Annotated in this window: 14 protein-coding genes; 9 read left to right on the top strand and 5 right to left on the bottom strand. The window is 29.4% G+C overall.

Annotated features, from left to right (window positions below):
- Positions 1-125: 125 nt before the first annotated feature.
- The 3 genes from T514_RS0103605 (at position 126) to T514_RS26455 (ending at position 2,310) form a co-directional block, all read left to right on the top strand.
- Complete coding sequence (locus tag T514_RS0103605; RefSeq protein ID WP_051541727.1) at positions 126-1,127, top strand: DNA cytosine methyltransferase; 1,002 nt, start codon at positions 126-128, stop codon at positions 1,125-1,127.
- A complete protein-coding gene (locus tag T514_RS0103600; RefSeq protein WP_027623537.1) occupies positions 1,128-2,081 on the top strand; it encodes a HaeIII family restriction endonuclease in 954 nt (317 codons plus the stop codon). It begins immediately after the preceding gene.
- A 67-nt stretch (positions 2,082-2,148) separates the two neighbouring features.
- The gene (locus T514_RS26455) at positions 2,149-2,310 is read left to right on the top strand and encodes a hypothetical protein (protein ID WP_156939784.1); all 162 of its coding nucleotides are present in this window, start codon (positions 2,149-2,151) and stop codon (positions 2,308-2,310) included.
- Between the two features lie 358 nt (positions 2,311-2,668).
- Here the strand turns inward: T514_RS26455 and T514_RS0103590 are convergent, their stop codons facing one another.
- Positions 2,669-2,902 (bottom strand): hypothetical protein, encoded by a 234-nt coding sequence (locus T514_RS0103590; RefSeq protein ID WP_027623536.1) that lies wholly within the window; start codon positions 2,900-2,902, stop codon positions 2,669-2,671.
- 241 nt (positions 2,903-3,143) lie between these two features.
- On the opposite strand from T514_RS0103590, the gene T514_RS0103585 reads away from it, so the two are divergent.
- The 5 genes from T514_RS0103585 (at position 3,144) to T514_RS0103565 (ending at position 8,058) form a co-directional block, all read left to right on the top strand.
- Entirely contained in the window at positions 3,144-3,452 is a 309-nt protein-coding gene (locus T514_RS0103585) for a hypothetical protein (protein ID WP_027623535.1), read from the top strand.
- A 194-nt stretch (positions 3,453-3,646) separates the two neighbouring features.
- Entirely contained in the window at positions 3,647-4,132 is a 486-nt protein-coding gene (locus T514_RS0103580; protein WP_027623534.1) for a hypothetical protein, read from the top strand.
- A 114-nt stretch (positions 4,133-4,246) separates the two neighbouring features.
- Complete coding sequence (locus tag T514_RS0103575; protein ID WP_027623533.1) at positions 4,247-6,304, top strand: toprim domain-containing protein; 2,058 nt, start codon at positions 4,247-4,249, stop codon at positions 6,302-6,304.
- A 105-nt stretch (positions 6,305-6,409) separates the two neighbouring features.
- The gene (locus T514_RS26450) at positions 6,410-6,583 is read left to right on the top strand and encodes a hypothetical protein (protein WP_156939783.1); all 174 of its coding nucleotides are present in this window, start codon (positions 6,410-6,412) and stop codon (positions 6,581-6,583) included.
- A 629-nt stretch (positions 6,584-7,212) separates the two neighbouring features.
- Entirely contained in the window at positions 7,213-8,058 is an 846-nt protein-coding gene (locus T514_RS0103565; protein WP_027623532.1) for an AraC family transcriptional regulator, read from the top strand.
- Between the two features lie 318 nt (positions 8,059-8,376).
- Here T514_RS0103565 and T514_RS0103560 read toward each other — a convergent pair whose 3' ends face one another.
- From T514_RS0103560 to T514_RS0103545, 4 genes are all read right to left on the bottom strand, one after another.
- Positions 8,377-8,955 (bottom strand): hypothetical protein, encoded by a 579-nt coding sequence (locus tag T514_RS0103560; RefSeq protein ID WP_156939782.1) that lies wholly within the window; start codon positions 8,953-8,955, stop codon positions 8,377-8,379.
- Between the two features lie 216 nt (positions 8,956-9,171).
- On the bottom strand, positions 9,172-9,876 hold the full coding sequence (locus T514_RS0103555; protein WP_084284282.1) for a polysaccharide deacetylase family protein: 705 nt from the start codon (positions 9,874-9,876) through the stop codon (positions 9,172-9,174).
- Between the two features lie 91 nt (positions 9,877-9,967).
- Positions 9,968-10,741: a polysaccharide deacetylase family protein gene (locus T514_RS0103550; RefSeq protein WP_034867923.1), complete on the bottom strand. Its 774-nt coding sequence runs from the start codon at positions 10,739-10,741 to the stop codon at positions 9,968-9,970.
- 34 nt (positions 10,742-10,775) lie between these two features.
- Positions 10,776-11,960, bottom strand: a complete 1,185-nt coding sequence (locus T514_RS0103545) for an amidase domain-containing protein (RefSeq protein WP_027623528.1) — start codon at positions 11,958-11,960, stop codon at positions 10,776-10,778.
- 184 nt (positions 11,961-12,144) lie between these two features.
- On the opposite strand from T514_RS0103545, the gene T514_RS0103540 reads away from it, so the two are divergent.
- A complete protein-coding gene (locus T514_RS0103540) occupies positions 12,145-13,494 on the top strand; it encodes an MATE family efflux transporter (RefSeq protein ID WP_027623527.1) in 1,350 nt (449 codons plus the stop codon).
- The last annotated feature ends 4 nt before the right edge of the window (positions 13,495-13,498 follow it).

The raw sequence follows: 13,498 nt of genomic DNA, 5'->3' as shown, positions 1-13,498 counted from the left end.
AATTGTTCTAAATTTTTACGTATTATGTTAAACTAATAGATAAATATAGATATATATATTTACATATAAAATTATTCGTAGCAATATATTTATTATATTAGATACAAAGGAGGATATTGATATTTATGGGCGATATTAAATATATAAATCCTAATTTTAAACATATTTACAGTGTAGTTTCACTTTTTTCGGGAGCTGGCGGATTAGATATGGGACTGCATAATCAAGGCTTCAAGACTATTTGGGCTAATGACATAGATGTGGATGCTTGTGAAACACACAAGGCTTGGTCTGGGTCAGATGTTGTATGCGGAGATATAGGTAAGATAGGTTTTGATACTGTTCCAAAATCTGACATAATTGTGGGAGGTTTTCCATGCCAAGGATTTTCGCTGGCCGGTCCACGTAAGATTGATGATAAGCGAAATACTTTATATAGGTATTTTGTTAAGTTGCTTGGTATTAATCAACCTTATGCCTTTATTGCGGAAAATGTTAAGGGAATTTTGACTTTAGGAGACGGAGCAATAATAGAGGCAATCATCGAGGATTTTTCGGAGCGTGGTTATGACGTATATCCAAACTTGGTCAATGCCGCAGATTATGGAGTTCCTCAAGACCGTTGGAGAGTGCTTATGGTTGGCTTCAGAAAAGATTTAAAAGTTAAAAGATTTGAATTTCCAAAGCCTTTTAACTATAAAATGACACTCCAGGAAGCGTTGCGTGATTTGCCCAAACCAGGCACACATGATATTTGTAATGCCTCATATTCAAGTCGTTTTATGAGTCGTAATAGAAAGAGAAATTGGCATGAGGTAAGTTATACAATTCCTGCAATGGCAAAGCAAGTTCCCATACATCCTGAAAGCCCAGATATGATAAAATTAGATACAGACTTGTGGAAATTCGGGGATAACGGAGTAACTAGGAGATTAAGTTGGCAGGAGTGTGCTGCTATACAGACATTCCCACAGGGGATGTATTTTGCAGGCAACCTAACATCCAAGTATAAGCAAATTGGGAATGCTGTGCCTGTAAAATTGGCAGAGGTTGTAGCTTCTGCTGTACATGGAGAATTAGATAAGTGTATATATGGTGAAAAAAGAAGTGTATTGGAAGTGTTGTAAATGGCTATTCAAACAAAGACCGGAAAAGGCTTTGAGTATGCTTGTCTTAAAGCCTTTGAAGGATATTTAAAAAGTGAAAATAATGAAGTAGAAATATCTGATAATGGAGCTGTGTCTAATGCTAAATCAGATTATTGCAATCTATCTTTAGATTTACAATCCAAAATGGATAAGGCTGCACAGGCAGCAGTAAGAGTTATTGTTCGATTAGAACCACTACTTCAAAATTCTACAGGCAATAAGTTATACCTTACATTACAAGCTGACAAAAAAGGGATGGAAGGTGACGTAAGGGATGTACTTGCTATCCGTAAAGACAAGGATTGGGAGATAGGAATAAGTTGTAAACATAATCACGCTGCAGTTAAGCATTCCAGACTTTCAAAAACATTAGATTTTGGTGATAAGTGGCTGGGAATACCGTGTTCAGATACATACTTTAAAGAGATCGAACCGATTTTTGATAGACTAACAGAATTAAAGAAAAATAAAATTGAGTGGAAAGCAATTCCTAGTAAAGATGATAATGTATATGTGCCGATTTTAAATGCTTTTGTGAAAGAATTAAAGAGATTAGAAGCAGAATATCCAGAGATTGTTCCGCAAAGATTTTTAAGCTATCTATTAGGTGTTAATGACTTCTATAAAGTTATTAGCAAAGAGAGTAAAAAAGTTACTCAAATTTCCGTTTTTAATATGTATGGCACTCTTAATAGAAGTGCTGGCAAAATAAAACCACAAACTGTAATTCCTAAATTAGTGTTGCCAACAAAGTTTTTTGACATCAGCTATAAGCCAAGATCGAAGAATACTATAATTGCAACCTGTGATAATGGCTGGACTGTTTCAATGCGAATACATAGTGCAGCTACATTAGTAGAATCTAGCCTAAAATTTGATGTTAATTTAACTGGTATTCCACCAGCATTATATACGCATCATGAGCCGTGGTAAAAAGAAGATGGTACAAGCTATCTTCTTTTATTTTTATGATAAAATAAAAATATGGAGGTGTTTGAAGATGTATATAAATAAAAATACAGATAAAGAGCCACTTGTGAAGGTCAAGCCACCAACAACTGCATTAAAAAAGATGATAATAGAAAAATTGCCAGAGATGAATCGAGAATATAAGGATAGATTATATAAACGAATAGTAAGTGTTGCAAAAGGAGAAAAATAATTTATATTAGTTTCTATTAATATGAATTAGTTATTATTAATTCCCATTAGTTTCTATTAATACGAACTAATCTTAAAAACATCTTCTAAAAACGTTTTTGGTTTTTAAAAGCCTACAGTCTTTAGAAGATAATAATAGATATATTATCTATTCGGAGAAAAACGAATTAATATAGATCTATTTTGATGCAATCGTCTTTAATAACGTATTTTAGTCAATAAATCGTGTTTTTGGTTATTTTATAGTCTGTATTATTTTTATCTATTCTTAAATCTAAATATTTTTTTAATCTATCTTTTTATCTTCGTCAACATCACGTTGACCTTCTTAAAAAATAAAAAGAGGTCGAAAGACCTCACTACATTAACGGGATAGCAAATTCCAATACTGCCTGTCCAATCCATCCAAGTAAGGATGGTATTTTTTTACTTACTGTCCTTACTCCGCTCTTTGTTGTGTAAGATAAATTTACTGTATCTATAACTCCTGATCTTACTCTATTTATGTTATATGTGAAGCCATCTCTGCATTGTACCAATTTAGTATCTACTACTCTACCTCTGTTTGTTGTCTTATCCATAGGTTTTATCATATGAACCATCTCCTTTTCTTATCCATAGAATTATCTATTTTTACTGGTTGTCTTACTCATAGGTTTAACAGCACATTTTGCTCCGTTATCAATAGTTTTTATTATATTTTATATCTATATTATACCATTCGAGTAATTTTAAGTCAATTTTTATTCAAAAAATATTGCAAGAAAAACTTGACTTTATATTTCATCTTTTTTTACTATGTATATAAAGAAAGAAACAGAGAGGTGATGCGATATGAAAAAAGAGAATAAAGTATGGACACTTATATCCCCTACTTGCCACGAAATTCTATTCAAAATAGCAGAAGAGAAAAAAATACCTGCCACGAAGATTGTGTTAAATACTGTGTTTAATAAATTACCAGATAAATTAGAGGATGATTACCTATTTGTAACTGAAGGAGCAAGAAAGATAGTTATAACTTTAAATGATAAGGAATATGAGCGTATAACAGAGCTTGTGCAAAAAGAAAATGTAAAACCAAGTAAATTTTTAAGAATGGTTATTTACACATATCTAAAACAAGGTGGATATATAGAGTAAAATTAGACTTTGTCTGTACGATAGTGCTATTATAATCTCAAGAAAAATATTTCAAAAAATTTTGCAGAAATACTTGATTTTGCAGAAAATCTTATCCTAATATGTATACAAGATAAGGAGAGGCGGTTACTCCTACCGCCAATACATAAGGCTTTTTTATAAAGCATGATAAAAAAGTAAAGGGAGTGGTATGTATGTTAAAAGAATTAACACTAGAACAATTTACGGAATTATACAATGATATAATAGACAATACAAAAGATAGAGAATTTACAAGTATAACTAAATTATATTGTTACGAAGAATATGCCAATGATTATGAGCATAAATGCGATGATGATTGCTATAGTGATGCACTCGCATATGAAATAAATAGAGTTATAAAATTAATAAAAATATATGAGTTTATATGTAACGCAGATAGTGATGATGGAGAAACTGATTTATATAACGATAACACATCACTCGGCGGTGGTATAAGTTTCCTAAATACAGATATTATAACTAATTATTACTATATATCTGATATTGAAATTGAGCTTACGATTAAAATAAAAACTTTTTGTATAATAGATAATAGTGTAATACAAACAAAAAGTACAATAGATGTATATATGGTAGACGATCGAGGAAAAGAAATATCTTTAAAAGAATTAAAGAAGAAGATAGACGAAGAATAACGGGGCTTTGAATTAAGCCTCTTATACATAAACCACATCTCATAGCAGTAATGCAGTACATATCTGACCTGACCAGTCAGATTAAAATATAAGATAAAAGGGAGCGTGGTATGTATGAGATTATTTAAAGATCAAATCGAAACTTATAATATGATAATAAACAAATATAATACTATTTTTAACGGAGATAAATTAGATTTTAATTACGTTGTCAATAGTGCAGTAGCAGAGCTACTTCAAAGTGATTTTAATTTTGAAAACCTAAAAAACTATAACTACTATACAAAAGGTGGCAATAGTTGGGCATATAAATATGTAAAACTAAATTACGATTTATGGAAGCAGATAGCAGAAAAATTGGATTTTAAAAACCTTCCTAAAAACATCCAGGAAGATAAAGTAGATAATGTTATTAACACTGCTCTATCTAAAGCAACTGACCTAAAGTGGAGATTAAGAAAAGAAGTCATAGATGCTTGGGATAATACCAATAGTGAAGAAATTGATGAGTATGATAAAGATATAATAAGTTGGAAGAAACAAATACTAGATAAAAGTTGGACAATAGATAGATTATTACTGATATTAGATAAATTTAAAATGATAGATAATTTAGCTTTTGGCGAAGATATGATAAAAATTAATTGTCCTTCTTGCGGACACGAAGATTTTGCAGTCTTTTTAAATAAAAATGGATCTGTCCTAGTTAATTGTGTTGGTGGTAAGTGTAATATAGGTACAGGAGATATATGGCAAATATTTGGTGATGATGGAAGTATTGAAACTATAATAGATGAGGTATGGGATACATTAAAAAATTGTAATGATGCGGATATTAATAAAATAAAGAATGGAGATTATGCAGTAAAAAAGTGTAGTTCTTATGCTAATAAATATCTACCAAGTATTGTTGGCAACTGCGTAGAAAAATACAATTATATGTATAAAAAAGGATTTACTAAAGATGTTTTAATAGAGTGTGATGTATTGTACAGAGATGATACTGTGAATACATGGAATAATAAAACAGGAGCAAAAGAAATTAATGATTTTAGATATAGAATATGTTATGTTATAAAAGATTTGAAAGGGAATATAGTTGGGATTCAGGGAAGAAGTATTTTTGACAATGATGCTGACAGGGAATGCTTTGTAAAAAATGACGAACATTACAAAAAAGTTTATTGGAATAGTTTCAAATATAATAAGGATGACTGTGCAAAAAAACGCAAGGAAGAAAAATTTAAAAAATTATCTCAAAAGGTACTATCAACGTCAGGATTTAACAAAAGTCAACATCTATACCTTGCTTATAAATATGTAGGCATGGAAGGTATAAAGAAAGTCGTAATAACAGAAGGTCCAAAAGATGCTATCAAAGTATATGCACAAAAATTTAGTGATATAGCTGTAGTTAGCAGTTTGGGAAAAGATTTATCTTCTGCACAGGTAGAGATACTAAAAAAAGTATTTGGACTTGATGTAGAAATCGTAATGGCTTATGACGGGGATGAGGCAGGCAAAAAAGGAAACATACATGCTTATAATAGATTAATAAAAAAAGGATTTAAAAAAGTGTCTTTTGTGCAGTATAAGAGTTGGAAAGATTTTGGAGATATAATAGTAAAGACAAAAACAGCAGAAAGTAAGATAATTTCAGGAATGATTAATAATGCTCTATCATTCGATGATTACAATAATAGTAAATATAGTAATAAAGTAAAGATAGTAAATAAAACAGATAAAAAGAATAATAATGATGGAAAAGATTTTTGGACTGCACAAGCAGAAGAATGGAAAAATGAGAGTGATGATACTACTCACAACGGAACACAATTAGCAGAGCCATCAGTGGCAGAAGCAATCACCTTCGATGCAAACGCAGAAAGAACAGCAGATTGGTTTTCAACATTAATTAAACTTGCAGAAAAAGAAGCCGGGAATTTTGTAATAGATATAGATGCAGAAGTAGCAAGTTTGCAGGAAAATGGTAAGGAAGAATTGTTTAAAGAGTTTGTTAGAAGATACGGAGAATTACCTTACAATATTTTACTAATAATTGCAAGAGTAGAACAAAAAATAAAAGCAAGGGAGATGTTGTTAGCGAGATTCAGGAAGCAAGCAGTTAATGTTGCAGATGATACTGATGATGATAATTTTATCCCGCTTTAAATAGTTTAACCTACCTTTTTAGGTAGGTTTTATTTTATATAAGGTATGGACTTTGTGGCTAATCGGCGCTATAATCATCATAAAAATAGGAGGTGTTTACATATTATGTATGATGATTTTGAGAAAGCTATAAATTACAATGAAATAATAAGTAGGATTGTAACTCTAGCAAACAATCTTAATAGTCCGGCAGATTTCGGAAGTAATGTGGCAGAAATTTTAAAAGATAATGAGTTGATAAGTCCGGAAACCTACTACATTGTAACCGGTCAACTATAGCCATCCTGCTTTTTAAAGCAGGATTTTAAATCAAAAATAACACATCCTATGTACTCTTTGTTTGACTACAAAAATTTGCTAACAATTCTATACTATACAGTGAATTTTTAAAGAATATTTGTTAAATAAGAGAAAAATCACTAATCATTGCGTGATAGGTGATTTTTCTCTTTGTTTTGAAGTTCTATATTCAGCCTACTGAAAGCTTGAAAGAGGATTTTGCTGCATCACTGAAAACAGATATTAACATTGTGAAGATATTTGACATTTATAGGGTAAGAATAAACATCTCAACCTTTCCATTCCATTTGAAATTGTGAAAAATTTAGATGATGAATGTACAAAATTAGCGGTTACAAATGCCAAAAACTTGGAAAAAAGCTAAATCAGGATATATCATCATTTTACGTTATGGGTTTAACTTAATACTGATGTTATTATTAAATTATCAAATCCAACAAGGTAATTTTATTTGGCAAATTGAATTTGGAATACAGCCATAATATAATATTATTATATTTATCAAGATATAAAAAAGAGAATAGTTAAGATACCTGCATCTTTGTGCATGAAATGTCGGTTTTGCAATTTCTATTTCATGTATATTAAATATAGAAAGAGGTGAAGGCATGGACTGGTTGGAGAGAATGAATCGTGCATTGGATTACATTGAAAGTCATCTAGATGACGAGATAGATTATACCAAAATTGCAGCAGAAGCGTACTGTTCAGAGTATCATTTTTCAAGAATGTTTTCCTCTATTAGTGGCATTTCCCTTTCAGAATATATTAGGCGTAGACGGATAACACTTGCTGCTTTTGAAATTCAAAAAACTGATATTCGTATTATAGATGTTGCCATTAAATATGGATATGAATCTCCTGACTCATTCGCACGAGCTTTTCGTAAAATACATGAAATAAAGCCATCTGAAGCTCGTAATAAAGGAGTGCAATTAAAAGCCTTTCCACGAATCTCTTTTCAAATATCTATTAAAGGGGATGTAGAAATGGAGTATAGGATTGAGAACCTTGATTTTGAATTAAGAGTAATAGGTAAAAGTAAAAGAGTAAAGACAAGCAGAGCATTTAAAACAATTCCAACACTTTGGAACTGTGCGAAAAAAGATGGATTTATGCAAAAGTTGATTGATATGTCATGGGAAAATCCAAAATGTAAGCTTGAAGGCATTCTAGGAATATGCGGAAAAGAGGCAGCAATTACAGATGAAGAATTTGACTACTTTATGGGAATAAGATACGAAGGTGAGGTTCCTAATGATATGGAAACTCTTATAATTCCACAAAGCACATGGGCAGTTTTCCCTAATGTTGTAGATGCATGGAAACGTTTATATTCAGAATGGATTCCTACTTCAGGTTATGAACTTGCTAATTTACCATGTATTGAATGTTATTATGGTCCAAAACATAAGCCAAGACATGAGTTATGGGTTCCTGTTATCCCTAAATAATTATAAAAAATTCATTGGGTAAAAGGATAAAGCTGACACATCCTATGTAGTCTCTATTGGACAACTAAGATAGTGTAACGACAACCCAATTGATAGTTGATAGGGATGGTTTAAACAGCAATGTTTAGACCATTTTTTCAATATTTAAGTTATCTAAAATAGAAGGAATTTATTGTTTGCCAAGGCACGATGATCAAATATACTGCATTGCATACTCACATCGTTAGGTTTCACAATTACCGAGAAACATAATGTTTAAGGTGGAATAAAATTCAACAAAGGCAACTAAATATTTAGTTTCCTTTGTTGAATGGAGGTCTAATAACTATAACCAGAAATTACGGAGGCCACCCCATCCCCACGGATGTTAACAATTAAATATTTCTCTACTGCGTTTAAATTATCTGAAGAAATTAAATTTGTTAAGGAATGGTAATTTTCTTCTAATATTAGTTTATTATAACTTATAACTTCCATTTGTATTTTTAAATTTACACCAGCTATTGGATTTGTTTTAGTACCATAATTTATTGGATCACTAGCAGTAACATTACAAGTAATATAATATCCGGGATTACAAAATATCGCCATTGGAGAAACAGTTGCATCAGCTAAATAGTGACCAGTAGAGTTAAAGATTCCATGAGAGTTATAAGAGATATAGAAGGATACTCCAGCTATGATGTTGTTATTTGCATTTATAAAATTAAATTCAAAAGGCCCATACTTCTTTGAAGTAAAATCTTCCATATCGAACCAATTTACATTTGGAGGTAAAATTGATACGGAAATTGGATTAAAAGCTATATTTGAATTTATAGGTTTAATATCACATTTGGACTCAGTTGTTTTTATTACAAAAGAATCACAGTTATTATATTTCATGGTTTTTTCCATATTCAATTTATATTCACTTTCCTTAATAATTAAATTTTTAAAAGTAAATAATGTTATAATTAAATATTGAGTCTTTTTTATTAAAATAATAGTTTGTATAATATATATTATGACAACAAAAATTCAACTGTGATTGATTAAAGAGACAATTTAAATCTTTCCTAAAAAGTATTATAATTTTATAACTAAGATTAAAATAGGTAGAGTTTATTCTACCTATTTAGAAAATGTAAAATAGTATTCTTCAGTATCATTATTTATTGTTTTAAATTCATATCCTAAATTTTTATAATATTTTATTATGCTAGGCAATACTTTTGCGGTATTTTCGTTGCAAAAATTACAGTGCATAAGAACTATAAGAATTGGAGAAGCTCTAGTGCAGCTTTTGGCAATAGATAATAATTCATCTGGAGAGAGGTTAGGATAAGTACCATCAGACAAGCTAATATTCCAATCATAAACTTTGAAACTGTTATTATGCAGCTTTTCTAAAAAATCTGAGTCTAGATGTCGCATACTTCCCCCAGGGAATCTTATGATAGTAGAAGTATATCCTGTAACACTTTTTACTTTTTCTCTGGTTGTAATCATTTCATTTATAAAAATTTCTTCAGCAGAGTATAATTTTTTATAATCATGTGAATAGCTATGAAGGCCAATACTATGACCTTCTTTATATATTCTTAATAAGATATTCTCTTTATTTTGAATTTCTTTTCCAACTACAAAGAATGTGGCTTTTACATTATAATTTTTTAAAATATTTAAAATTTCATCTGTTACTATATAGGCTGGACCGTCATCAAAAGTTAAATAAACTAATTTTTTATGATTTAAATAGACATTTATATTAGGTGTGTTTATTACATTAGAATTTGCTATAGAATAGTTTGTATTAAAAAAATTATAGGAAAACATAAAATCACCTTTTAAAATTTTATTATATATTAATATATGTGAGAAAAAAATATTGATGTTAAATATAAAAATAGGCAGAAATAAACTCTTCCTATTTTTTAAATTTATAATAATATTCTTCACATTCATTAGTTAGAGGTTTAAATTCATAGCCTAAATCCTTGTAATATTCTATTATTTTCGGAAGGGCTTTTACTGTATTTTTATTATTAAAATTACAGTGCATAAGAACTATAAGTCTTGAATAACTTTTCCTATACTTTTTGGCATTATCTAACAATCTATATGTAGATAAATTAGGATTTACTCCATCGCATAAGTTGACATTCCAGTCAAATACTTTTAAATTATTTTTATGAAGTTTTTCTAAAAAGGCTGAATTAAGGTGTTTTGCACTACCACCAGGAAATCTTATTATGTTAGATGAATACCCTGTAATATCTTTTACTTTTTCTCTAGTTTTAAGCATTTCATCTATAAATATTTCTTCACTAGAATATAATTTTTTATAGTTGTGAGAATAAGTGTGAAGACCAATACCATGACCTTCTTTATATATTCTTAATAGAATATCTTCTGTTCCTTCTATTTCTTTTCCCACTACGAAGAAGGTAGCTTTTACATTAAACTTTTTTAAAATATCCAATAATTGATTTGTTACTACATGAGTTGGGCCGTCATCAAAAGTTAAATAAACTATTTTTTTATCATCATCAATGTCAACTACACTTTTTATATCAGAATTATAATTTTTACTATAAACATCCTTATTAATGGTAAATTTATAAATTACAGAAAATATTACTATTAAAAAAAGTATTATATAAAAGTTTAATCTTCTTTTACTAATAACATTGTTCTTCAATTGAATTCATCTACTTTCTAATTTATTATATATTTTATCTTATATGGACTAAATGAAAGTTTATATTTTTGTCACCCCAACCTAAATCCCAAGGAACATGATATCTATCTGTGGTATGAGAATTTATCAATGGATATCCATGGGAATCAAAACCTGTTATTACAGCAAAGTGATCTATATCGTGCCCTTTAGCATAACAAATTAAATCACCAAACTCTAATTTTTGAACTATGCCTAAGGGACAACTTTCTGTAGGAAGAGCAAGTTGCTTGAAAGTTCCTTTTTTCACTAAAGAGCCTTTTCCGCTATATATTAAGTAATTTCTAAAAGCATCTGCATTAACCCAAGCACTACTTCCTTCTCCACCGCCATATCTATGATATGTGCAATACCAATTTCCATCTTGTCGGAGTCCTCCAGCTTCTTTATCACCTAATACTTGAGAGGCATAATTAGTACAATCGCCACCAATTCCATTAAAATCCTTATATTTTTTATTATATTTATAATCTGATCCTTCTTCTAAGGAAGCTCCGCAATATTTATCTGCATATTCCACAGCACTGATTCTATTATATCTGCCAGCACTAATATTATTTAGGTCTCTGGGACAATTTGGTAAATCATATATTTCTGATTTAGAAAGATCTATTTGTTTTATATCTCTAGTATAAGCTTTTAAGCCATCTTCAAAACAGTCAGTGTACCAATCTGTGTATATAACCCAATTGTCATCCTTTTTTACTAAATCAACAGTATGTCTTATGCCTACTCCAAAAGAATTTATTATGGGAGTTTTATCTTCTTTGTACATATAATCAAACTTATAAATTTCCTTTAAAAGTAGTCTAACTCCATTTTTTTTAGTATTATAAGCTTTATTTAATATTACAGAGGAATTTATATTAGTAAAAACAATTCCTCTTTGGTAAGCCCATTGTTTTAGATATTTTACTCTTTGTACTTCATGCTCTAATGCCCACTTACCATATTTTTGTGAAGTGTCAAAGTATTGAGGTAAGGAATTTAAATCACCATTTAAAAGCACTTTACATCGGTCGCCATATATTTTTTCAATTTCTTCCTTGAATTCTTCTTTATTTGGAGAAAACAAAGGGAAATTAGAAATGGTACTAGTTGATTTTATATAAAAGCTACAATATAGAGAAATAAAAATAATTAACAATATATAGGTTATATGTTTATGCCGTTTTTTCATAAGTAAATAGGCACCTCCTAAACTTACAATTAAGAAAATTACCTTATCTTCATATATTGTTACCTAAAAATAATATTTTAAAGGTTAAATGTTTTGGTAAATTCTAAAATTTTAGATTAAAAAAGTGAAACCTTTAATATATTTTAATAATGGTATTAATTGCATCATGAGGTGAATTTTTAAAATGAAACAAAATAATGTATTAAAAGAGGTTATAGATATATCATTGCCAGTAATTGCTGAAATGATAGCTTATAATTTTATGAATATATTTGATATCATGATAATAGGAAATTTTGGCGGAAGTAGTATGGTAAGTGCTGTAGCTTTAAGTAATGAAATTATAGATACTTTTTATAATATAGTAATTTCTTCTGCGTTGGGAATTTCCGTAACCTCATTAATAGCTAGAAGTACTGGAAGAAGGGATTTAATAAGCGCAAAAGAATACGCCTTTATAGGAATGAAAATTGGAATAATATTTTCAACTATAATAGGATCTGTTTTATACATATTCAGTAATGAAATATTACATTTTTTTAAAGCTTATGGAAGAGTCCTTGAATATGGCGACATTTATATTAAGATAATAGCCATATCTTTATTGCCTAGCTTATTTGTAAATATTTTAAATTCTATATTAAGAGGAATTGGAAATACAATAACTCCTTTTAAAGTGTCTATAATTATTTCAGTTAGTAAAGTATTTTTTGATTTTATTTTAGTATTTGGGGTGGTTTTCAAGAATTTAGGAATAAAAGGTGCAGCTATAGCTACATTAATTTCTCAATTTATTGGAGCAATATATTTATTTTTATATGTTATAAAAAATTTTGATATATTTGATATAAGAGTTAAATTTAAAATAAAAAGCAGTTATAAAAAAGTTAAAAGAATACTTTTTATAGCAATTCCTTGTTTTTTTGAGGAAGCGTCATATAGTATAAGCAGGTTGATTTGTACTTCAATGATAATGGGATTAGGAGCTGCTTCTGTTGCAGCAAACCAAATAGCAAATAATATAGAAGGATTATCGGTTATGCCAAGTGTCGGCATAGGTATTGCGGCTACTACTTTAGTTGGAATAAAGGTAGGAGAGAGAGATTTAAAGGGAGCAAGAAAATATGCATATCAATGTAGCCTTCTTTCCCTTGGGATGATTTCGTTTTTTTTTATACTATTTATAACAATGCCTAATTTATTAGCGGAAATGTTTATAAAAGGAGGGGAAACACAGGTCATAAATCTTACAGCTGCATGTCTACTTATTGGTTCTATAGAACAGCCATTTATAGCTATTTCCAATGTATTTTGTGGTAGCTTAAAGGGAATGGGAGATGCAAAAGTGCCATTTATAATATCTTTAATTAGTGGTTGGTTTATAAGATTGCCATTAACATTTTATTTTATATATTGCTTAAAAAAACCAGTTACTTATATCTGGTGGATAACTAATCTACAATGGGGTGTTGACGGAATTTTAATGTATATTTTCTTTAGAAAAAAATTTAAAAATTATAGAAGTAATTATTAATGTA

Origin of the sequence: Clostridium lundense DSM 17049, from assembly GCF_000619945.1 — a bacterium.
GTDB classification, from domain to species: domain Bacteria; phylum Bacillota; class Clostridia; order Clostridiales; family Clostridiaceae; genus Clostridium_AO; species Clostridium_AO lundense.
This window is presented reverse-complemented; position numbering and strand designations above follow the sequence as displayed.